The following is a 22,381-nucleotide window of genomic DNA, read 5'->3' as shown; positions in this document are numbered from 1 at the left end:
TCAAACGCAGGTGAACGGGAGAATTCCGCCGGGTTGGACCCTGCCGTTCGCCGGGGGTAAGTACGGCGGGTTGGTGATCAGTGGTTCGAGGTGGATTCCGGCGATGGTCTCGTTCGTTGTGCCGACCCAGAGATCGATCCATTGATAGGGCTGGCCGTTGAGCGTGACGACGGTTCGTGGTTGTCCGCCGCAGGACGACGCCGAGATGTCGCGCCGGGCCCGTTCCGGTGCGCTGACGCCGACGTTTCCTGGTGCGGTGAACGGGCCGCGTGGTGTGTCGGCCACCGCGTAACCTGTGGCGTTCGCGGCGCAGTAGCCGCAGTTGATGTCGGAGTAGGTCAGGATCCACTTCCCGTCCGCGGCGCGCCACGCGCCCGGTGATTCCACCTGGGTCAGTCCGGCGACGTTGGCCGCGCCGGTGCCATCACCGTTGGCCCACCAGCGGTCCAGCCGCTCGATGGCGATCGTCTGGTTCACCCTCGTGCACATGATGTAGCCGGTGGTGCCGTCGACGACGATCGAGTGGTCGCCGTTGCCGTAGCAGATGTGCATGGCCGGTTTGTGTGTGCTGCCGTACGGTGCTCCCGCGGCTGCTCCACATGGGCCGGTCGGCGAGTTGCATCCCATGACGTAGTAGGCGTTCGCCCCTGTCCGGTTGTAGTCGCCGGGAGCGTTGAACCACAACATCCACACACCATCAGAGGCCCGCTTGACCATCCGAGGGTTGAAGCACCCAGCGCCGTCGCTGCCGCAGGTGTACTGCCAGGACTGTCCATTCCAGGGGTTCTGGCTCGCGGCGGTGAACAGCAGCCGCTGGAACGTCCACGGCCCGGTGACCGCACTCGCGGTCCACACACCGAACCCGCAGAACGGCGTGTTCGGCTGCCGCCACGTGAACCCACAGCCATAACGGGTTCCGTACAGATAGAAGACAGCGCCGTCCTGGACGATGGTGCCATCGTGGGCATCGAGGCCGTACAGGTTCACGCCGGTCGCGAGAACAGTGGGCTGTGCGGCCGGCCGGGGGGCCGTTCGCGGCCCTCCGTACACCACGGCCAAGGTGGTCAACAACAGGATGACAAGTATCGACGAAATGACTCTGAACATATCTGCTCCTTGATCAGGAAAGCAGTAGGGGATATATTCCCGTTGTTCGTTCAGGGTTGTGAACCGTGTCGCCGATTTGTCAAATACTGCGAAATTCGGGACTTATTCCCTGGTTGATCCAAGGTATTAATACCCGTAATTGCGTCTATTACTGGACAAATATTGGACAAATCAAATGGTTTCAGAAAACTGACTAACGCGTGGTTTCGTCTGCCTTTTCGGGCAGCCGGGCCTAGCGGCGCTCGATCCAGACGTTGCGGAATCTCGGGTTCTCGCCGGAATCGCCGTGGTCCTGGAGCGGGATCGTGCCCGAGCCCTCCTTCGGCGTCGGTCCGTGCACGCCGCCGTTGTCGATGACCGCCGTGCCGCCGATGAGCAACCGGGCCCCGTCGTCGCTGGTGAGCCGGAAGTTGTAGCCGCCGGTGGTGCCGATGTCGAGGTAGCCGGTGGCCTCGGTCGCGGACCGGTCGACGACCCGAAGCGCTCGGTGGCCGTCCAGTCGATCGTCGGCATCAGTTTGTCGATGTTGGGGGTCTGGCTGGGCTTGAGCGTGCAGAAGTCCGTCAACGGCACCTGCACGTCGAACACCGCAGCGTCACCCCCGGTTCCTGCGGCGGGATGCCGGGCGCCGCGATGGCCGGGGCGGGAAACCGGCGGCCAGGACCACGGCGAGCAGGGCGACGAACGGCCGCATGGACCTTCCTCCTCCGGCAGGACGCGGTCCTCGCTCCGCTGTGCGACCACCGAGTCGCACACAGTTAACGGAGACTTTTGCGTCAAGTCAACGAAAGAAGGGTGGGATTGTGCGAAAGTGCGGAGGTCGCGGGTGCGCCATCTCGGCACACCCGCGACCCCGGATCCGCTGCTACCCGGTCACTCGGTCCCGTCGACCTGCACGGGGTTGAGCACCCGGGACAGGAACGTACGCGTGCGTTCCTCGTGCGGGTCGCCGATGACCTGTTCCGGCGGGCCTTCCTCGACGACGACGCCGCCGTCCATGAACAGCACCTTGTCCGCGACCTCGCGAGCGAACTGCATCTCGTGCGTGACGACGAGCATCGTCATGCCCTCGTCGGCCAGCCGCCGCATCACGGCGAGCACGTCCCCGACCAGCTCCGGGTCCAGTGCGGACGTCGGCTCGTCGAACAGCATCACGTCCGGGCTCATCGACAGTGCCCTGGCGATCGCCACCCGCTGCTGCTGGCCGCCCGAGAGCTGGCTCGGCATCGCGCGCTCGCGGCCGGAGAGGCCGACCCGTTCGAGGTTCGCGAGCGCGGTCCGCTCCGCCTCGACCTTGTCGCGCTTGAGCACCTTGATCTGCGCGACCGTGAGGTTGTTCAGCACGTTCAGGTGGGAGAACAGGTTGAACGACTGGAAGACCATGCCGATCTTCGTCCTGGCGGCGTCGATGTCGACGTCCGGGTCGGTCAGCTCGACCCCGTCCACGACGACCGACCCCGCGGTCGGCTCCTCCAGCACGTTCACGCAGCGCAGCAACGTCGACTTGCCGGACCCGGAAGGCCCGATGACACACACCACCTCGCCGCGCTTGACCTGCACGTCGATCCCGCGCAGCACCTCGACGGGGCCGAACGACTTGTGCAGGTCGCGGATGTCGACCGCGAGGTCGGGAGTCTCCTCCGCAGTAGTCATGCCTTCACCTCGGTCGACTCGGGCGTGCTGATCTTCCTGCCACCGGTTCGCCGCTCCAGGTACCTGGACAGGTAGGAGAGCGGGATCGTGATGATCAGGTAGCAGATGCCTGCCACCAGCACCGGCGTGAGGCTGCGGGACTCGTTCAGCGCAACCCGGCCGAACTGGGTCAGCTCGTACTCGGACACCGAGGCGCCGAGGAACAGCGCCAGCGACGAGTCCTTGGTGAGCAGGATCAGCTCGTTGGTCAGCGGCGGCAGGATGATCTTGAATGCCTGCGGGATGACGATGGTCACCATCGTGCGGCCCGACGACATGCCCAGCGAGCGGGCCGCCTCGACCTGGCCACGCGGCACCGCCTGGATACCGGCACGCAACGTCTCCGCCATGTAGGCGGACGCGACGATGCCGAGCGCGATCATCAGCGCCACGTACTTGTCGAGGAAGGTGTTGAAGGCCAGCGGGATGCCGGTGCCGACGGCCAGGATGACCAGCAGGGCGGGCAGGCCGCGGAAGAACTCGATGTAGAGGCCCGCTATCCAGCGGTACACCCGCACTTCCGACAACCGCATCAGCGCGAGCACGAGCGCGAGCGCCAGCCCGAACCCGAAGCCCAGCGCGGTGTAGATGACCGTGTTGAACAGACCGACCGTGATGACCTCGGGGAACATGTCCCGGGCGACCTCAAGGTCGAAGAACGTGGTGCGGATCTTGCTCCAGTTGGCGGTGAACCCCACCACCAGGACAACCGCGACCAGGATGCCGTACTGCACAGTGCGGACGACTCGCGCCCGCTTGCGCTTGGACATGGCCATGCGAAGGCGACTCCTCGAGAGATGGATCTACCAAGAGCGAAGGGGCCCGCGCCAGTGTCTCGTCCAGGGTGGATTTGGGGTGGTTATCGGCGGATCCCGGTGTTCGCTGGCAAGGCGCCGAAAGGTCCTCGTACCGGGTTGTACCCGGGCCTTTCGGCAACGCCGCCAGCGGGCGGCGGGGCCGTCGAGAAGCGTGCCGTATCCGCCTGGACGGGGCACCAGACGCGCGAGCCCCGGGCCCAGCCGGCTAGTTGGACGACGGCTTCGTGCCGAACCACTTCTCGTAGATCTTGTCGTACTCGCCGCTCGACTTGGCTTCGGCCAGCACGTCGTTGACCACTTCCAGCAGGGCGGTGTTGCCCTTGCGGAGGCCCATGCCGTACTGCTCGCCGGTGTCGAACTCCTTGACGACCTCGAAGTCCGTCTTCTCCTTGACCCAGTCGAAGAGCACGCCGTTGTCGTTGATGCCCGCGTCGACCTGGCCGGACTCCACCGCGGTGAGCAGCAGGCCGAGGTCCTCGAAGTTGATGACCTCCGCGCCCTTGGCGTTCTCGTTGGCGTAGTCGTAGCCGGTCGTCGAGTTCTGGGCGCCGAGCTTCTTGCCATCGAGGTCGGTGATGTCCTTGATGCCCGACCCCTTCTTCGCGACCAGCGCCTGCGTGGCGTCGAAGTACGGGTCGGAGAAGTCGATGTTCTGCTTGCGCTCGTCGGTGATCGTCATACCGGCGGACGAGATGTCGCATTTGCCCGAGTTGAAGTCCGCGCCGGACTGGATGCCGTCGAACGGGGTGTCGATGACCTCCTGCTCGACGCCGAGCTTCTTGGCGACCAGGTCGACGAGGTCGATGTCGAAGCCGACGACCTCGCCGTTGTCCTCGTACTCGAACGGCTTGTACGGCAGGCCGGTGCAGTTGGTGAGTTTGCCCTCGTTGACCAGCTCCGGGCCGCCGCTGCCGGCGTTACTGCCGTCGCCCCCATCGTCCCCGCAGCCCGCGAGTACCAGGGCCATCGCGGGCACGAGCGCCCAGAGTTTCAGCGTGGGTCGACGCGTCACGGTATTGACTCCTCATTACTCAGATCGGTTTGAGTGAAGCGCATACTGCCATCCCACACCGACACTGCCCAACGCTAGCGGTCATTGTTGCGTGCTCTTAACTGTTGGGGGCCCGTCGCGGCACACACGAAAGAGTGGTCACGCTGTGTAGCGAACGGGGTCACTCATACAGGACAGCCTTGATCTTGGCCTCGTCCACGTTGGTCTTGTCGTACCAGTAGAAGCCCGTGTCGATGGATTTCGGCAGTTGCTCGCCGTCCATCGCCTTCACCGCGGCGACCACGAGCTCGCGTCCCATGTTGACCGGGTCCTGGGTGACGGCGCCCGCCATCGCCCCGTCCCTGATCGCGTCGACCTGTGCCTTGCCGGAGTCGAAGCCGACGAGCTGGATGCCGGACCTCCCGCTCTCCTCGACACCCTTGATCGCGCCGATCGCGGAGCCCTCGTTGGACGCGTAGATGCCCTTCAGGTCCGGGTTGGCGGAGATGATCGACTTCGTGATGTTGGCCGACTTCAGCTGGTCGCCACCGCCGTACTGTGGGTCGAGCACGGTGATGTCCGGCGCGTTCTCCGCCATCCACTCCCGGAAGCCGTCGCGCCGGTCGGTGCCCGACTTGCTGGTCTGGTCGTGCACGACCATCGCGACCTTGCCCTTGCCGCCGAGCAGCTCGGCCATGTGCTTGGCGGCCTCCGCGGCGGCGGCCTTGTTGTCGGTGGCGACGGTGGTCACCGGGACGTCACTGTCCACACCGGAGTCGAAGGCGACCACCGGGACGTTCTGTGACTTCGCCTGCTGCAGCAGCGGTTCGGCGGCCCTGCTGTCCAGCGCGGCGAACCCGATCGCGTCCGGCGACTTGGCAAGGTCGTTGGTGAGCATGTTGATCTGCTCCTCGACGTCCGCCTCGGTCGGCGGGCCGACGAACGTGACCCGGACGCCCTGCTTGTCCGCCTCCTCCTCGGCGCCCTGCTTCACCGCCTGCCAGAACTGGTGCTGGAACCCCTTGGAGACGATGGCGACGTACCGCTGGTCGCCTCCTCCGCCGCCCTCCTCGCCACACGCGGTGAGTGAGAGGGCCATGGCGGTACCGAGCAGCGCGGCGCCGACCTTCATCATCCTCATGCCCAGATCTCCTTCGTCCTGGTCACCATGCGATCGCTCAGGGTAGCGGGTATTCGATTACCCGCTATGCCCCTCAGGCCTCCTTCTTGCGGAGGATGTCGGTGTAGACGGCCACGAGGATCACGCAGCCGAGGATGACGTTCTGCCACTCCTGCGGGATCGACATCAGTTGCAGCCCGTTGTCCAGCACGCCGATGATCAGCGCGCCGATGAGCGTGCCGACGATCGACCCCTTGCCGCCGGACAGTGACGTGCCGCCGATGACCACCGCCGCGATCGCCTGCAGCTCGTAACCCATGCCGGTGGCGGGTTGCGCCGATCCCAGCCGAGCCGAGATCATGATGCCCGCGAGCCCGGTGAACAGGCCGGCGAACGCGTAGATCGCGATCTTCCACTTGCGCACGTCGATGCCCGACAGCGCGGTGGCCTCCTCGTTGCTGCCGATCGAGTACGTGTAGCGGCCGAGCAGCGTCTTGGTGAGCAGCACGCCCGCGATGGCCGCCGCGACGATCAGCACGACCACCGCGTTCGGGAACTCCACGCCCGGGATCAGGTTGCCAGTGGAGATCTTCGTGTACGAGGGGTCCTCGCTGAAGTAGATCGGCGCGCTGTTGGACAGCACCAGCGCGAGTCCGCCCGCCACCAGCATCATCGCCAGGGTCGCGATGAACGGCGGGATGCGCAGCACGGCGATGTTGATGCCGTTGACCAGCCCCATCAGGCCGCCGAACAGGATCGTCGCGACGACCCCGACAGCCAGCGGCAGGTCCATGTTCACGATGAACACCCCGGCCATCACCGCACACAGCGCCATGCCGGTGCCGATCGACAGGTCGATGCCGCCCGTGATGATCACGAACGTGGTGCCGATCGCCAGCGTCCCGATGACCACGGTGGAGAACAGGACCGCGGTGAAGTTGCTGTAGGTGAAGAAGTACGGGCTCGCGACCGAGAAGAACGCGGAGATGACGATGAGGCTCGCGAACGCGAGCAGTTGCTGCAGGCGCCCCTTGGCGACGGCGACGAACCTGCCTGCCGACTCCCGCACTGGCGTCTTGACCGCCGTCATGACTGCTCCCCTTCTGCCTGCTCCAGCCCCAGCTCGACCGGGTCGAGCCCCAGTTCGACGGCGTCGTCGACGTTCTCGTCCGGCCGCAGGGTCGCGTAGTGCATGATGCTCTCCTGCGTGGCCTCGGCGGCGGTGAGGATCCGCGTCACCCTGCCCTCGCTCATCACCACCACCCGGTGGGACATGCGTAACACCTCGGGCAGTTCCGAGGAGATCATGATGATCGACTTCCCCTGTTCGGCCAGCTCGTTGAGGAGCTGGTAGATCTCCTCCTTGGCACCGACATCGATGCCGCGGGTCGGCTCGTCGAAGATCAGGATGTCGCAGTCGCGCGCCAGCCATCTCGCGATGACGACCTTCTGCTGGTTGCCGCCGGACAGGAACTTCGCGGTCTGGTCCAGCGACGGCGTCTTGATCCTGAGCGAGTCCACGTGCCTTGCCGCGTCGGCCCGCGCCGCCCGGTCGTTGACGAACCCCGCGGTGGTGAACCTGTTCCGCAGGGCCGCGAGCACGATGTTGGCCTTCACGTCCTTGTCGAGCAACAGGCCGTAGCGCTTGCGGTCCTCGGACAGGTAGCCGATGCCGTGCCGCACCGCGTCGGCGGGATGGGCTATGCGGATCGGTCTGCCGCGTAACGAGATCGTGCCCGCGTCGACCGGGTCGGCGCCGACGATCGCGCGGGCGGTCTCGGTGCGTCCCGCGCCCATCAACCCGGCGAGGCCGAGGATCTCGCCCGCGCGCAGGTCGAACGAGACGTCCTTGAGCAGGCTCCTCGTGCTCAGCCCCGTGACCTCCAGGATGACCTCGCGGTCGTCCCGGACGCCCGCGGGTCCCGCGCCGCCGTCGATCGTGCGGCCGACCATCATCGAGATGATCTCCCGCGTGGTGCTGGTGTCGATGTCGACGGTGTCGATGTACTGGCCGTCCCGGATCACCGTGACCCGGTCCGCGATCCGCCTGATCTCCTCCATCCGGTGCGAGATGTAGATGACACCGGTGCCGGGCCGCACGAAACCCCTGATCAGTTCGTGGAGGGCGGCGACCTCGGCGTCACTGAGCGCCGCGGTCGGCTCGTCCATGATCAGCACCCGCGGGTCGCGGGACAGCGCCTTGGCGATCTCGACCATCTGCTGGTTCGCCACGGTCAGCCCGCCGACGACCGCGCCGGGGTCGAGTGGCAGGTTCGCCCGCTCGATCAGCTCCCGCGCGTCCCGGACGAGCCTGCGCTCGTCGAGCAGCACCCCGAACCGCCTCGGCTCCCGGCCGATGAAGATGTTCTGTGCGACGGTCAGGTGCGGCACCAGGTTGAACTCCTGGTGGATGATGCTGATGCCGAGCTCCATCGCCTGCCTTGGCCCGGTGATCTCCAGCGGCTCGCCGGCCAGCTGGAACGACCCGGTGTCCGCGGTGTAGATGCCGGAGAGCAGCTTCATCAGCGTCGACTTGCCGGCACCGTTCTCGCCGACCAGCGCGAGCACCTCACCCGCGCGAAGTTCCAGACGCATGTCGGAGAGAGCACGTACTCCGGGAAAGGTCTTGCTGACGCCTGCTACCTCGAGCAGCTCGGCCATAGACGTACTCCACAGTGACGCATCGAGCACCGGGTCCTCATGTGCACGGTAGTGCACCCACCACAAGGCATCCAACCGTCCATTGTGGACAAACCACCACAAGCCCAAACCCCGCGAGTCCACGGTTCAGAACCCGCGAGTCCACGGTTCAGAACCCGCGAGTCCACGGTTCAGAACCCGCGAGTCCACGGTTCGGGACCCGCGAGTCTTCGGTTCGGAACCCGCGAGTCCACGGTTCAGGACCCGCGAGTCTTCGGTTCAGGACCCGCGAGTCTTCGGTTCAGGACCCGCGAGTCCACGGTTCAGGACCCGCGAGTTTGGGGTTCGGTCCTTACGTCGCGGGGCCGTAGTACAGCCAGTCGCCCTCGGACTGGACGAACGTGAGCGTGAGGTAGGTGTCGCCGGTCATCGCCGGGGTGCGGTACGGGACGTCCTTCGTGCCTGGTTCGGTGCCGTCCACCGCCGTGGTGAACTCGGCGCCCTTGAGGTGCTCGGCGAGCTCGTACACGCCGTCGCGGATGGTGGCCTGTGCCTCCGCGAGCTGGGTGTCGCCCGCCTCGGCGGGGTGCTCGCGGACGCAGGTTTCGCGGCCGACACAGGCCAGCGCCAGCAACGCGTCGCCGGAACCCTTTTCGGCGGCCGCCGCGAAGGACTCGGCTGCTGCTTGCGGGGTGCTGAGGTCGTGGTCACCGTCGGAAACCGTCGTTGTGCTCGTGGCGGGAGCGCTCTGATCGTCGCTGGTGGTGTCGTCCGTGGTCAGCAGGAGCGTGACCACCGCCGCGACGACTACTACGGCGCCTGCGATCGTCCATGACCAGGCCGAGCGCCGTCGGGACGACGACATGGTGTGCGGTTCGGTGGGGCGTTGCGTCATGACCGGCTTTCTCGGGACGGCGGTATCGATCGGGGGACCGCCGCGGGCAGCGCGTTCACCGCTCCGCCTCGGTCACCCCACCAGGGGACGTGGATGACGCGCGATCGGTTCTCTCGAACTCCACCGTGACGACACGCACGGGTGAGCACCTGCGATGTCCGGTTCTGGTCGCCGTATCGTTGCCGCTGGGATGCGGGTCGTGCGGGCCGAAGAGGCCGACCGGCGCCGCCGGAGAACGGAGAAGCGCGGGGCATGAGCGAGCTGACGCCTGACGAGATTCGTTCCGTCGTCTTCGACCATGCACCGATGCTCCGCCGCGGCTATGACGAGACGCAGGTGGACGAGTTCCTCGACCGCGTCGAAACGGCCATGATCTCCCTGCAGCGCGCCGTCAGCGAGAAGCAGCAGGTGCTGGACCAGGTCGCGCTGCGGCCCAGTGACCCGCACGGGCCGCAGACCGCGGTCGGCAAGGATCATCACGTGCTCGCCGACCAGATCATCACCGACGCGCGACGGCGTGCGGACCAGATCGTGGAGAACGCGCGAACAGCGGCGCAGCGGTTGGTGGAGGAGGCTCGCGCCGAGGCGTTCCGGCTGGTCGCGAACGCGAGCAGGCAGATCGCGGGTGAGGGCGGGGCCGGGTCCTTCTACAACGAACGCGAGCGTGAACTGACCGCCGCCGCCGCCGAGGTCGGCGACCGCATCGCACAGATCCGCGACGCTCTGACCGCCGAGGTGTCCTACCTCTACGAGATCGTCGACCACATGAACGTCAACACCGACTGAACCGTCGCGGTAACCGTCCGCACTCACCAGTCGCGGGTGATGCGGTGACGTGCGACCTCTGGTCGGCTTGCGGGAACCTGAGAAGAGGGGTCTGGCATGTCGGACATCGAGGTCAAGCGCGAGGAAACACTCACCCGTGCGGAGGCGGCCAAGCGGCTCGCCGCGCTGGCCGAGGGACTCGCCGATGGCGGGGCGGTGGAGTTCGCACTGGGGGCCAGCACGGTGAAGGTGCACGTCCCGGACAAGGTGCGCGTCGAGGTCGAGATCGAGATCGACGGTGACGAGGTCGAACTCGAGGTGGAACTGAAGTGGCACACCGGTAAGGCGGCGCCCTCGGCACCTGCGGCACCCGCCCGGCGGCGGACACGCGGCTCGAAGGCGTGATCCGGCTCAGTGGATGCCGTGTTGTCTCGCGGTGAGGACGGCGGCCCGGCGGGTGTTGACGCCGAGTTTGGTGTAGATGGCGCGGACGTGGGTTTTGACGGTGTTGACCGACACGGACAGGTCGGTGGCGATTTCGTCGATGGACTGCGGTGTGGAGAGCAGGGCGAGGACGGTGTGTTCCCGGTTGGTGAGGGTGTCGGTGGGGGTGTGGTTGTGGGGGTTGTTGATGGCTGACAGCGCGTGGATGACGGTGGTGGCGAAGTCGTTGGTGTTGCCGTAGCTGCCTGCTTGCTCGAGGAGTAGCTGGCGGACGGTGGGGTCGGCGTGGTGGAACGGTCTGATGAGGCCGCTGGGGGCGGCGAGGGTAAGTGCGGTGTCGAGGGTGTTGCGTGCTTTGGTGCGTTGTTCGTTGCGGATGTGGAGGGCGGTATGGAGTAGGTGGGTTTCGAGTGGGGTGGTGGGGTTGTGGCTGGGGTGGGTGTCGCGGTGGAGGTGGTGGAGGAGGGTTTCGGTGGTGGTGGGGTCGTTGTGGGCGTAGGCGGTCCAGGCGTGCATGAGGGTGAGCTCGGCGGTGTCGCCCGTGTGGATGCGGGTCCAGTCGGTGATGGGCCGGGTGTCGTGGCCGAGGTGGAGGGTCATGCGGTGTTCGAGGAGTGCGGCGGTGGTGAGGATGGCCGGTGGTAGGTGGTGGTTGGTGAGGTCGTGGCGGGCTGCGCGGGTGAGCCAGAGGCCGTCCTGGTGGTTGCCGAGGTCGTAGCAGGCGGCGCCGGTGAGGGTTTCGACCATGTAGCTGAGTTGTGGGTGCGGGGTGTGGGTGAGGACGTGGGTGGCCTGTCTCATCCGGTCGAGGGTGGCGTGGGGGTCCAGGCGTAGGAGGTGGTCGAGGCCGATCATGAGGTGGTTGGCGGCGGTCCAGGGGGTGGTGGGCCAGCGGTGGGTGGTGGCGAGGTGGTCGGCTTCGGTGCTGGCGTGGGTCATGGTGGTGAAGGCGCCGGTGGTGGCGGCGAGCAGGGCGAGCGCGGATTGACCGTGCAGGGTGATGTGGTCGAGTCCGTGTTCGCGGGCGAGCCGGGTCGCGGTGGTCAGTTCGTGGTGGGCTTGGGTGTGTCGGCCTGCGCAGAGGTGGGTCCAGCCCAGTCCAAGCCGCGCCCATGCTTCGAGGTCGGTGTTTTCGTGGGTGGCGAGGACGCCGGCCCAGCCCGCCGCGGTGGTGTCGGATCGTTGGCCGTGGATGAGGGCGTGTGTGGTGGTCACCAGCAGGTGCAGCGCGGCCAGGTCATGGTCCGGTTCGGCAGGCAGCACGACACTCTCGAGCCTGCTCACCGTTCCTGTGTTTCCGGTGAGGTCGTCGGCGAGCACGGCGATGAGGCTCAGCCAGGGGTTCTGGTTGACGGTGCGTGGGCCGATGGTGGTGAGGGCGTGGTGGACGCCGTGGTGGTGGCCGGTGAGGAGTTGGGGGATGGCGTGGTGGTGGAGAAGGTTGATCAGGTCGTGGGGGTCGTGGACCAGGGTGATGTGGTCGAAGGCCTTGTCGGCTTGGTGCTGGGTGGTGAACCAGGTGGCGGCGATGTCGTGGAGGGTGGTGACGGTGCCGGGTCGCTGGCGGGTGAGGTCGGCGTGGAGGTAGGCGCGGAGCAGGGGGTGGGTGCGGAACCATTGGCGGTCGGGGCCGACGCCGAGGACCAGTGAGCTGTCCCGGTCGAGGCCGGCGAGGATGGTGCCCGCGTCGTCGCGGCCGGTGAGCGCGGCGGCGAGGGTGGGGGTGACCTCGTCGCAGACGCTGATCATTCTGAGTACTTCGGTGGTGTCGGGGGGCAGGCGCAGGAGCACCTCGCTGACGAGGAAGTCGGCGATGGCGCGGTCGTTGCCTGCGAACTCGGTGAGGAACGCGTCGTGGTCGGTGACCTCGCGGAGTGATCGGGTGGCCAGTCGCAGGCCGGCGGGCCAGCCTTCGGTCTGGTCGAGGAGCCTGCGGGTCTGGTCGTGGTCGAGGTGGACCCCGGCGCGGCGCAGGAGTTCGGTGGTGTCCTCGTGGGTGAAGCGGAGTTCTTCTGCGCGGAGTTCACCCAGCCTGCCCTGCAGGCGGAGGCGGGCGATCGGCAGGGGCGGGTCGGCGCGGGTGGACAGCACCAGATGAACCGGTTTGGGTTGGTGGCGCACCAGCGAGGCCATGTCATGCCAGATCGCGGTGCTGGTGATCTCGTGCAGGTCGTCGAGGACGAGATACACCGGTGCGGGCAGCGCCCCCAACCCGTCGATCACCTCCGCGACGAACTCGGCGGCACCGGCGGGGTCGTGGCCGAGGGGCGGGGCCAGGTGCCGCAGCCCGCTCGACGCCGGCACCGCCGCGCAGCCGCGGAGCGCGGCGAGGACCGCGGTCCAGAACCGGCCAGTGTCGTTGTCACTGGCATCCAGCGACACCCACGCCTTGTCCGCCGACCCGGTGGCCTCGATCCAGTCGGCGAGCAACAACGTCTTCCCATACCCGGCGGGCGCACACACCAGCGTCACCGGGAATTCAGCACCCAGATCGGTGAGAGAGTCACGCTGCTTGGCTCGCACAATGAAATTGGCGGGGACCCTGGGAATAGCGTTCTTCACCCGTGAGATCGACAGTTTCCGGACCGGACGAACATCGCGAATGCTGTGACGCATGATCCGACACTATGATGGCTACCTGCGACGATCCAGGGTACGAAGTCCTTTTCACCCGGCCGTGATCACTCCGCGAAAACGTCACGCAGTGCTTTTTCCTGCTCACTGGACAGGTTGGTGAACAGTAGTTCACCCCGGGTGTCGTGCAATGCTTCCCGCACCTTGTCGATGACCGCGTCCTGCGAGAGCACGAACAGTGCGGACCGTCCTGGCGTGATCTCCGACCGAACCTTCTTGATGAAGTCGTCGTCGATGCCGACGTCGCGAAGGGAGCCGCCGAGGGCGCCGGTGGCCGCGCCGATGGCCATGCCGAGCAGCGGCATGAAGAAGATCAGGCCGAACAGCATTCCCCAGAACGCTCCTCCCATCGCGCCCACACCGGTCATGTTGTGCATCTGCCGTGTCTTCGGCTTCTTCGCGTCGGCAGGCCACGAGACCGTCGCGGCGTCGATGATGGTGATGAGCGACTGCTTGGACAGCATCCGCAGCGTCTCCGCGTCCTCGTCAGCGCCGGTCGCGGTGTCGAATCGCCAAACTGTGAGCGTTGCCATCGTGTCTCCTGAGGTCGGGACCAAGGCCACCACGATCCACCCGGCCGCTTCGTCCTGGCTCGCCCTCACCGGGTGAACCGGGCTCACCGGCTCTGGGGCCGGCCGTTCTCGAGGAGCCCGTGTTCGAACGCGACCGCGACGGCGTCGCGCCGCTGGGTGACGCCGAGCTTGGCGTAGATGGCCCGGACGTGGGTCTTGACGGTGTTCGCCGACACCGTGAGGTCCTCGGCGATCTCCTCGAGCGAGCGCAGCGTCGGCAGCAGGCGCAGCACCGCGTGCTCCCTGGGCGTCAGCGGCGTCACGGGCGCCACGTCCAGCGCGCGGCGCAGGGTGAACACGCGGTCGGCGAACCGTTCGACCCGCCCGAGCCTGCCCAACTGCGTGGTCAGCAGGTTGATGACGTCCGGTGCCGCGAAGACCACCGGATACAGCACGTCGAGGTGCTGGGCCAGTGTCAGCGCATGTCTCAGCGTGCGCTGGGCGGACGGGTCGTCTCCGGCACCGAGGGCGACCTCGCAGGACAGCAGCCACGCGTCGATCACCGACCATGGCATCACCGGCGAGATGGCGCCGGTGAGTACCGGCTGGATCGTCTTCGCGGCGGCCTCGCGCCTGCCTTGGCTGAGCTGCGTCCTGGCCCGCATCAGGTGGATCTCGGCCGTGCCGGGGATGCCCGCGTCAGCCCATCGCAGTGCCTCACCCGCCGCCGCGCTCCAGCCGAGCAGCAACGCCGTGCGATGCTCGAGGACCGCGCACAACGCCACCTCCTCCGGCCACAACCGGAGGAGGTTCCCGCTTGTGCGTGCCTCATGGATGCGGCGCGCCCCGGCGATGCGTTCGCCCAACTCGAACTCGGCGGCCCCGCGCAGCGTCTCGACCACGACATGCAGCCCTGAGGTGCCGATCGGGTCGCTGTCCTGGCCCCGGGACACCGTTCGGTGCGCCTGCCGGAGGCACTCGGCGGGTTCGGCGTGCAGCAGCGCGCCGTAGGCGAGCATGGCGGACGCGGCCACCGGCGGGTGCCAGCCGTGCCGGGTGTTCTCCCGGTCCGCCGCGGTGGCCATCGTGACCATCGCGGTGAGGTCGCCCTCCATGCCGGCCAGCCCGGCGAGCATCGTCAGGCACTGCGTCGCGAGGTAGTCGTGGCCGGCGTCGCGAGCCGTCGCGAGCCCGGCACGCAGCTGTTCACGACCGGCCTCCCGGCGCCCGGTGACGAGCAGAGCGGTGCCGCGCAGAAACATCGTCGGTGCGTCGAGGTGGTGTCCCGGTGCGCTGTCCAAACCCCCCGTGACCTTGACGAAGTCGGCGATGTCGCCGGTGTCGAGGGCCTGGCGGGAGCGAACCAGCTGCCGCAACGACACGAGCTCCGGAGGCGGCTGGGGAGGCCAGGCGGCTTCCGCGTGCGCGAGGTCGCGGTCGGCGGGCCGGGGCTCGTGCTGTTCGAGGTGGAGGAGGGCCGACACGAGTGAGAGCAGGCTGTCGGCGGCTACCGTCTGGCCGCCGAGCATGTCGAGGACACGGCGGACCAGCTCGTGTTCGCCACTCAGTGCCAGCGACAGGGCGTGCCGGTGCATCAGTGTCGTCGCCTGTGCCGTGTCCCCGGCCGCGGCGGCGTGGTCGACCGCGAGTGCTGGCAGATCGTGGGTGGCGAACCAGGCGGCCGCCGCGCCGTGCAGTTGGGTGGCCCTGCCGGGGTACTGCCGGACGAGCTCGCTCAGCACATGGGCGCGGAGCAGCGCGTGCACGTGGTACCAGTGGGTCGACTCGACCCGGAAGACCAGCGAGGTCTGTTCGGCGATCGCGTCGAGTAGCGCGCCGGCGTCGGCCCGGCCGGAAAGGTGGGCCGCGAGCTCTGCGGAGGTCTGCTCGCAGACGCTGATGGCGCTCAGGAAGGCACGCAGGTCCGAGGACAGCCGGAGCAGCACCTCGTCGATGAGGTAGTCGGCCACCGCGCGGTCGTGGACGGCGTGGTCGATGGTGCCGGACAACGACAGCGACGCGAGCCGCAGCCCGGCCGCCCACCCCTCGGTCTGTTCGAGGAGCAGGCGGAACTGCTCGGATCGCAGCCGGATCCCGGTGACGGCGAGCATGTCCTGTGCCTCGTCGGGGGAGAACCTGAGGTCTTCTGCGCGGATCTCGCTGAGCTCGTCGGCCAGCCGTACCCGCGCCAGCGGGAGGTGCGTGTCGTGCCGGGTGGACAGGATCAGTCGCAGGCGGGCCGGCTGGCGCTGCAGCAGGGACTCGAGCCCGCGCAGTGGTCGCGGGTCGGTGAGTTCGTGCACGTCGTCGAGGACCAGGAGCGCCGGGGCGGGCAGGTCGTCGAGCGCGTTGGCCACGTCGGCGAGGAACGTCGGGTCCATGCTCGGGTCGGCGGGCACCGTCAGGTGCCACAGCGGGCACTCCTCGGCCACCGGCCAGGCCCCGGACAGCGCGTCGAGCAGCGCCGACCAGAACCGGTGGTCCTCGTTGTCGTCGGTGTCCAGCGACACCCAGACGATCCGGCTCGCGTCGTGGGCGCGCGCCCATTCGGCGAGTAACAACGTCTTGCCCGCTCCCGCCGGTGCGCTGACCAGGGTGACCATCGAGTCGCTTGCCCGTTCGAGCACGGTGAGCAGGCGAGGCCGCGAGATCAGTTGTGACGGCGGCTCCGGGACGGTCAGCTTGGTCCTCGGCACTCCCCGCCGTCCGGTCACCGGTGCGCTCGACATGATGCGCCTCCTCGCCGAACGCCGCGTGGATCTCCACCGTCGCATGTACGCGTGGCGAACGGCCAGTCGATTCGGCTACTTCACCACCTGCGGGTGATGGACGTGCCAGAAGGGCGGACCACCGTGCTTGTGGTGCCAGCGATCAAGCTGACGGTGACGGCCATGCACTGGACGTCGCAACGGCGGCGGAGGGAGGTGCGCCGATGCCGCGGAGACAGTATGAGTTCCGGGTAAGCGGCAGGCTGTCCGAGCTTGCCCAGCAGGCGGTCGGGGACTTCAGTGAGGTCCGGATACTGGTGGCTCCGCCGGAGACGATCATCTACAGCGCGGTGACCGATCAGGCGCAGTTACACGGGATCCTGGCGAACCTGGAAAATCTCGGCCTGCAGATCGTCTCCGTGCAGCGGATCCCCGACGAGACCGATTGAGCCACGACCCGCGCCACGACCACCTGCCTCACGACGACGTCGGTGCCGGCTCACAGAGGGCCACCGCGTCACCCAGCCCACTGAGCACGCCGATCGACGCGGTGCGCACTCCCTCGCGGTCGACCGGCTGCGCCTGCAGCGCGGTCAGCAGCTGGTCGAGCTCGGCGTTGACGTCGTCGAACGCCGCGGCCGCGTCGGCCTTGGCGCTCGATCCGGCCTCGGTCAGCGCGTCGGACAGGTCCGTCGCCGCCGATCGCACCTGATCGATGGTCGCCGAGCCGCCGACGAACTCGCCGACGACGGTGCCGAACGTCTGTCCCTGGGTGACGACGTTCGCGCAGGTGGTCCCCGGCGGCGCCGACACCGAGGTGCGTGTCGAACTGGTCGCGGCCGTGCTGGAGGCGGCCGAGTCGTCGCCGGTACCCGCTGTCTGGCACCCGGTGAGCGTGACGACACCGACGAACACCAACGCGAGCCCGGACTGTCGCCATGTGGCCACTGCCCCCACCTCATTTCTCGTAAACAGTGCCTGAAAATTCGCCATTGTCCGGCTTCGGGAGCGTGCGCGCATCACATGTGCGGGGTGACGTCCGAGCCTCGTGACGCCCGGCGGGCGCGTCCGGACGGAACTCGGCGAGTCCGTCACTCGTCCGGCTCGTCGTCGAGTCGGCGGGCGACCTGTGATCGTTGTGTCGAGGAGATCCGCGCGGCGCCGAACAGGACCTTCGCGACCACTCCGACCGCGATCAGGCCCACGGCCATCTGGACGGTCACGATGATCCGCGCGAGCTCCGTGCGCGGCGTGATGTCGCCGAAGCCGACCGTGGCGAACACGGTCATCGTGAAGTAGAGCCCGTCGGTGCGGCTGAGTGGTTCGGTGAACGCGTCCGGCACGTTGGCGGCGATGATGATGTAGGTCGAGGCGAAGAGGACGAGCAGCAGCGGGAGCCCGATCCCGACCACCTGAACCGTCCGCAGCCATGGGTTGTCCGCGGCGAGGATGCCGCGGACCTGCCAGGGGACGATCACGGCGAGTGCCCCGAGACCCAGCAGGAACCGGAGCCCCGTGCCCACGTCGAGGGGCCGGTCGAGCGGTGCCAGGTAGTAGGCGGCCAGGAGTGCCGCGACGACGGCCGCTGACCGCAGCAGCGACATCGCGACCGTCCGCCTGCGCTCGCCCCGCGTCCGGTCCGCCCACTGTCGTTTCGTCACGGGGCTGTGGGGTCGTGCCAGTGGTCCCCTTCCGGCAGCAGTGCGCCAACGGAGTCCGTTTCCATCATCCGTCAACGGTTCTGGGTGCGTGATCGGCGCGCATCACCTCACCAGGGTGACCCCACCCACCGCCGGTGCCGCGCACGATGTCGCCGACGGCACAGCGCACGACGACGAGCACGGAGGTCGGCCATGACTGAGGCGGCGATCGCGGAACACGGGCTGATCGGAGACCTGCAGACGGCGGCGCTGGTCAGCACGGACGGCGCGATCGACTGGTTCTGCCTCCCTCGGTTCGACTCCCCGAGCATGTTCGGTGCGTTGCTGGACGACGAGCGTGGCGGCCGGTTCGCCATCCGCCCGGCGCGGGGCGGTTACGAGTCGAAGCAGATGTACATTCCCGACACCGCCGTCCTCGTCACGCGGTTCATCACCGAGGCAGGCGTCGGCGAGGTCGTCGACTTCATGCCGCCATCGCCGCCGGAGGCGACCGGCAACCACCGGCTCGTCCGGATGCTCCGGTGCGTGCGTGGCCGGATGAGCTTCACGATCGAGGTGGCCCCCCGGTTCGACTACGGGCGCGCCGAGCACCGGACGGAGCTGACCGAGCAGGGCGCCGTGTTCACCTCCGGCGCGCTGTCGCTGACGCTGCACTCGGTGCGCGAACCGGACGACGAACGCCTGGCCAAGGCCCGCGTCGACGGGAACGACCTGCGCATGTCGGTCGACCTCGCGGAGGGTGACGTGCGCGGGCTGGTGCTCGAGTCGGCCGCGGCGGGGCCGCCGAGGGAGATCCGGGTCGCCGAGTTCCGGCGGCAGTTCGACGAGACCGTCGCGTGGTGGCGGGCGTGGGTCGCCAAGTCGACCTACACCGGCCGGTGGCGGGAGACGCTGCACCGCTCGGCCATCACGCTCAAGCTGATGACCTACGCCCCCAGCGGCGGCATCGTGGCCGCGCCGACCGCGGGCCTGCCGGAGCAGATCGGCGGTGAGCGAAACTGGGACTATCGCTACACCTGGGTGCGGGACGCGTCGTTCTCGGTGTACTCGTTGCTGCGCCTGGGTTTCACCGACGAGGCCAAGCAGTTCGCCGGGTGGCTCGGCAAGCGGATGGCCGAACACGTGAGCAGTGAGGACGGCCCGCTGAACATCATGTACCGGGTGGACGGTTCGGCCGACCTCAAGGAGGAGACGGTCGACCACTGGTCCGGCTACCGCGGCTCCCGGCCGGTCCGGATCGGCAACGGCGCGGCGGGCCAGCTCCAGCTCGACATCTACGGCGAGGCACTGGACAGCATCTACTTCGCCGACCGGCGGGGCTTCCAGCTGGGGCACCGAGGCTGGCAGGCGGTCCGCGGCCTGCTGGACTGGCTCGCCGACCACTGGGACACACCGGAGGAAGGGATCTGGGAGACGCGTGGCGGTCGCAAGGCCTTCACCTACGGGCGGCTGATGTGCTGGGTCGCGTTCGACCGCGGCATCCGCCTCGCCACCACGCATGGACGTCCCGGCGCCGTCGGCCGCTGGACCGAGGCGAGAGACGCGATCTACGGCCAGGTCATGGACAGCGGTTGGAGCGAGCAGCGGGGGGCGTTCGTCCAGCAGTACGGCAGCGAGGTGCTCGACTCCTCCCTGCTGCGCATGGCGAGCGTCGGTTTCATCGCGCCCCAGGACCCGATGTGGGTGTCCACGGTGGCGGCGATGGAGCGGGAGCTGGTCACCGACAGCCTCGTCTACCGCTACGACCCGGCCGCCTCGCCGGACGGGCTCAAGGGCAACGAGGGCACGTTCTCCCTGTGCAGTTTCATGTACGTCGACGCGCTGGCACGGATGGGCAGGCTCGACGACGCCCGGCTCGCGTTCGAGAAGATGCTGACCTACGGCAACCACGTCGGGTTGTTCTCCGAGGAGATCGCACTGACCGGTGAGCAGATCGGCAACTTCCCCCAGGCGTTCACCCACCTCGCGCTCATCGACGCGGCGATCACCCTCGACGCCGCGCTGGACGCGGCGCCTGCGCCGCTGTAGGACGTCAGGTTCGTCTCCGGCCCGATGCGCGAAACGTCAGTTCGGCGGTCCCGAACCGAAGACTCGCGGGTCCCGAACCGAAGACTCGCGGGTTCTGAAGCGTGGACTCGCGGGTTCTGAAGCGTGGACTCGCGGGGTTGTGTGGGTTAGTTCTTTACTTCTCGGCCGTGTACGGCGATTGCGTAGATGACGATGACGTTGACGGTCAGGGCCAGGGCGCCCCAGAGTGGGAAGGCCGGGAGGAACAGGAGGTTCGCGATCGCGCTGAGCATGGCGAAGGCGATGCCGACCACGCGGGCCACGATGTTGCCCGCCATGAGGCCGAACCCGGTGGCGACCGCGGCGGCGCCCAGGATCAGGAGGACCCAGCCCCAGACGGTGAAGTCCACGTCGATGACGAAACCCTCCGGCCCGACCACGTAGAAGTCGCTGTTGAACAGCGCGATGAGCCCTTCCATCGCCTGGAGGAAACCAAGCAGGATCAGCATCATGGCGGCGAAGAAGACCCAGCCGGTCCAGCGGGTTCTCATCATCAGGTCACCGGACCTGGAGCTGTGGGACCTCGAATGACCACCGGTCTGCGAGAGCTTGGTCATGGCGTTCTCCTCGATCGGGTGAAACCGTCGACTGTGCTCCTATTGGTTGCGCCCTGACCGGCCCGCGCCTCGCCCGCAGCAGATGATTAGGCGCCGTAGATGGCGCGCGAATTGGGCATGGCGGCGCCCGCCGCGCCCTATTCGCGCGCCATCTTGCGTGTGGGCTTTCCGGTGAGCACCCGGAGCAGAGCCGTGCACACCTTGCCCAGTCCGGCGGGCATGACCGCGCCGCCAGGCGCGTCCACCGGGGTGCGGACCCGGAGCACGCCGGGCAGGGAGCGGAACCGCAGCGGCGCGGGCAGCCGGAGGGCTTCGCCGTCGACACCGACGTCGACCAGCGGCTCCCCTGAGTCGATCTCGAGCAGTGGCGCGGTCCACTCCTCGTAGCCGCGGAACCGGTCGATCCGGCCCGCCACCTCGGCGGCGATCAGGGTCGGCAGGTCCAGCGCTCGATCCACCGTCACGGTGACCACGCCGAGGACACCGGTGTCCAGCCGCGCACGGGTCCCGAAGCCGTTGAGGCTCCGCAGCCGGTACGCGCCGTTGGAGATGAGCACGACGTCGGCGGAGGTGACCGTCGAACCGTCCGGCCTGGCCAGGCGGAGGTCGAGCGGTTCGGTGCCGGGGCCGAGCAGGTCGGGAAGCAGCCGGGCCGCGGTGGTGAGCTTGTTGTCGCGGTACGCCTGCGACTGCACGACGGTCGCGTACACGCCGAGCGAGGCGTTGTTGACGAAGACACGGTCACCGAGCTGAGCCAGGTCGATCCGCCGCTCGACCGCGGACCCGAACGCGCCGACCGCCGCCGCCACATCGTCCCGATCGAGGCCGAGATCCAGCGCGAAGTGGTTGCGGGTACCGGCGGGCACGCACACGAACGCGACGTCGTGCTGCCTCGCCACGTCGGCGACCAGCGCCTGGGACCCGTCCCCGCCTGCCATGCCGATCACGTCGGCGCCGTCCGCGACCGCCTGTTCGGCGAGTGCACGCAGGTCGTCGTCCCTGCCGAGCACGACCGGGGTGACGCCGGCCCGCCGCGCCGCGTCCACCAGCCCGAACCGCGCCACCTTGCCGCCCCCGGACCGGGGGTTCATCAACAGGACGCCGTTGCGCGCGGGCTCGACCTTCCTGACGTGTGCCGTCGGAGCAAGGTCCCGCCCGATGGCCACCCCCGCCGCGCCGGTCGAGACGACCACGAGGCCGATCACGACCGCGAGCAGCACCAACGGCATCGCGTCCGGCAACAGCGCGATCGCGACCAGCGCGGCGACCGCGACCGCCGCGCCGACGACCCGCCGGACCCCTCGGCGTACCAGCGCCCACCACGCGGCCATCACCGCGACGGCGAGCAGCACCAACGCAAGTGGCAGCGCGACCGGATGCCGCGCGAGACCCACGGCGACGATCGCGACGGCGCAGGCGAACGCCAGCAGCGCGAGGGCGGCGGCGCAACGCCGGCCGGTCGAGATCGGCCGTTCACCGGAATCGATGCCCATCACACACCGCCTTCTCCCCGAAACGGACACCATGCCCGCCGACGTCCTTCGGTGTCGTCATCCGCACTGGATGACACCGGAGACTCACCCGGATCAGGGGAGGCAGCGAGGCGCACCCGCGCGCGAACCTCCCGTCGTCGGCGACGAGTTGGAGGCACGCGATGGGTGAGCTCGACAGTGGACTGCGGACCGACCGGCTCAGACCGGTCCGCAGGGTGCACTTCCACGATCCCGCCGCCCCGATGGCGACGGTCGTGACTCCGTCGGTGTTCGTCGC

At 68.1% G+C, this 22,381-nt stretch carries 20 protein-coding genes; 4 read left to right on the top strand and 16 right to left on the bottom strand.

What is annotated here, in order from left to right; genetic code table 11:
• The 9 genes from WBA97_RS19290 to WBA97_RS19250 form a co-directional block, all read right to left on the bottom strand.
• On the bottom strand, window positions 1-1,068 hold the full coding sequence (locus WBA97_RS19290; RefSeq protein WP_424232246.1) for a hypothetical protein: 1,068 nt from the start codon (window positions 1,066-1,068) through the stop codon (window positions 1-3).
• Window positions 1,069-1,339: 271 nt separating this feature from the next.
• Window positions 1,340-1,606: a PA14 domain-containing protein gene (locus WBA97_RS19285; RefSeq protein ID WP_424232267.1), complete on the bottom strand. Its 267-nt coding sequence runs from the start codon at window positions 1,604-1,606 to the stop codon at window positions 1,340-1,342.
• A gap of 374 nt (window positions 1,607-1,980) precedes the next feature.
• Window positions 1,981-2,760: an amino acid ABC transporter ATP-binding protein gene (locus WBA97_RS19280; protein WP_424232245.1), complete on the bottom strand. Its 780-nt coding sequence runs from the start codon at window positions 2,758-2,760 to the stop codon at window positions 1,981-1,983.
• A complete protein-coding gene (locus WBA97_RS19275) occupies window positions 2,757-3,575 on the bottom strand; it encodes an amino acid ABC transporter permease (RefSeq protein WP_424232244.1) in 819 nt (272 codons plus the stop codon). Before WBA97_RS19275 ends, WBA97_RS19280 begins: the two co-directional genes overlap by 4 nt.
• Before the next feature lie 247 nt (window positions 3,576-3,822).
• Entirely contained in the window at window positions 3,823-4,629 is an 807-nt protein-coding gene (locus WBA97_RS19270) for an ABC transporter substrate-binding protein (protein WP_424232243.1), read from the bottom strand.
• 160 nt (window positions 4,630-4,789) lie between these two features.
• Window positions 4,790-5,749 (bottom strand): ABC transporter substrate-binding protein, encoded by a 960-nt coding sequence (locus WBA97_RS19265; RefSeq protein WP_424232242.1) that lies wholly within the window; start codon window positions 5,747-5,749, stop codon window positions 4,790-4,792.
• A gap of 73 nt (window positions 5,750-5,822) precedes the next feature.
• Window positions 5,823-6,818: an ABC transporter permease gene (locus WBA97_RS19260; RefSeq protein WP_424232241.1), complete on the bottom strand. Its 996-nt coding sequence runs from the start codon at window positions 6,816-6,818 to the stop codon at window positions 5,823-5,825.
• A complete protein-coding gene (locus WBA97_RS19255; protein ID WP_424232240.1) occupies window positions 6,815-8,389 on the bottom strand; it encodes a sugar ABC transporter ATP-binding protein in 1,575 nt (524 codons plus the stop codon). The genes WBA97_RS19260 and WBA97_RS19255 overlap by 4 nt, the downstream gene beginning before the upstream one ends.
• A 331-nt stretch (window positions 8,390-8,720) precedes the next feature.
• Window positions 8,721-9,263 carry a hypothetical protein gene (locus WBA97_RS19250; protein WP_424232239.1) on the bottom strand — a complete coding sequence of 181 codons (543 nt, stop codon included), beginning with the start codon at window positions 9,261-9,263 and terminating at the stop codon, window positions 8,721-8,723.
• Between the two features lie 252 nt (window positions 9,264-9,515).
• Between WBA97_RS19250 and WBA97_RS19245 the strand changes: the two genes are divergently transcribed.
• The gene (locus WBA97_RS19245) at window positions 9,516-10,049 is read left to right on the top strand and encodes a DivIVA domain-containing protein (protein ID WP_424232238.1); all 534 of its coding nucleotides are present in this window, start codon (window positions 9,516-9,518) and stop codon (window positions 10,047-10,049) included.
• Window positions 10,050-10,145: 96 nt separating this feature from the next.
• Window positions 10,146-10,433, top strand: coding sequence for an amphi-Trp domain-containing protein (locus WBA97_RS19240; RefSeq protein WP_424232237.1), 288 nt, complete (start codon window positions 10,146-10,148; stop codon window positions 10,431-10,433).
• A 6-nt stretch (window positions 10,434-10,439) separates the two neighbouring features.
• On the opposite strand, the gene WBA97_RS19235 is transcribed toward WBA97_RS19240, so the two are convergent.
• The 3 genes from WBA97_RS19235 to WBA97_RS19225 all read right to left on the bottom strand — a co-directional run bounded on the left by WBA97_RS19235 (window position 10,440) and on the right by WBA97_RS19225 (window position 16,347).
• Window positions 10,440-12,944, bottom strand: coding sequence for a LuxR C-terminal-related transcriptional regulator (locus WBA97_RS19235; protein WP_424232236.1), 2,505 nt, complete (start codon window positions 12,942-12,944; stop codon window positions 10,440-10,442).
• A gap of 209 nt (window positions 12,945-13,153) precedes the next feature.
• Entirely contained in the window at window positions 13,154-13,639 is a 486-nt protein-coding gene (locus tag WBA97_RS19230) for a DUF1269 domain-containing protein (RefSeq protein ID WP_424232235.1), read from the bottom strand.
• An 83-nt stretch (window positions 13,640-13,722) separates the two neighbouring features.
• The gene (locus tag WBA97_RS19225; RefSeq protein ID WP_424232234.1) at window positions 13,723-16,347 is read right to left on the bottom strand and encodes a LuxR C-terminal-related transcriptional regulator; all 2,625 of its coding nucleotides are present in this window, start codon (window positions 16,345-16,347) and stop codon (window positions 13,723-13,725) included.
• 203 nt (window positions 16,348-16,550) lie between these two features.
• Here WBA97_RS19225 and WBA97_RS19220 point away from each other — a divergent pair, with 203 nt between their 5' ends.
• Complete coding sequence (locus WBA97_RS19220; RefSeq protein WP_424232233.1) at window positions 16,551-16,775, top strand: hypothetical protein; 225 nt, start codon at window positions 16,551-16,553, stop codon at window positions 16,773-16,775.
• A gap of 28 nt (window positions 16,776-16,803) precedes the next feature.
• On the opposite strand, the gene WBA97_RS19215 is transcribed toward WBA97_RS19220, so the two are convergent.
• Window positions 16,804-17,274 carry a hypothetical protein gene (locus WBA97_RS19215; RefSeq protein ID WP_424232232.1) on the bottom strand — a complete coding sequence of 157 codons (471 nt, stop codon included), beginning with the start codon at window positions 17,272-17,274 and terminating at the stop codon, window positions 16,804-16,806.
• Window positions 17,275-17,417: 143 nt separating this feature from the next.
• On the bottom strand, window positions 17,418-17,987 hold the full coding sequence (locus WBA97_RS19210; protein WP_424232231.1) for a potassium channel family protein: 570 nt from the start codon (window positions 17,985-17,987) through the stop codon (window positions 17,418-17,420).
• 192 nt (window positions 17,988-18,179) lie between these two features.
• Between WBA97_RS19210 and WBA97_RS19205 the strand changes: the two genes are divergently transcribed.
• The gene (locus WBA97_RS19205; protein WP_424232230.1) at window positions 18,180-20,015 is read left to right on the top strand and encodes a glycoside hydrolase family 15 protein; all 1,836 of its coding nucleotides are present in this window, start codon (window positions 18,180-18,182) and stop codon (window positions 20,013-20,015) included.
• Between the two features lie 146 nt (window positions 20,016-20,161).
• Here WBA97_RS19205 and WBA97_RS19200 read toward each other — a convergent pair whose 3' ends face one another.
• Together WBA97_RS19200 and WBA97_RS19195 are read right to left on the bottom strand one after the other, a co-directional pair.
• Complete coding sequence (locus tag WBA97_RS19200; protein WP_424232229.1) at window positions 20,162-20,611, bottom strand: DUF7144 family membrane protein; 450 nt, start codon at window positions 20,609-20,611, stop codon at window positions 20,162-20,164.
• A 137-nt stretch (window positions 20,612-20,748) separates the two neighbouring features.
• Entirely contained in the window at window positions 20,749-22,104 is a 1,356-nt protein-coding gene (locus tag WBA97_RS19195; protein ID WP_424232228.1) for a diacylglycerol/lipid kinase family protein, read from the bottom strand.
• Window positions 22,105-22,381 lie beyond the last annotated feature (277 nt).

It is taken from the genome of Actinophytocola sp. (genome assembly GCF_049647105.1).
GTDB lineage: Bacteria > Actinomycetota > Actinomycetes > Mycobacteriales > Pseudonocardiaceae > Actinophytocola.
This window is presented reverse-complemented; position numbering and strand designations above follow the sequence as displayed.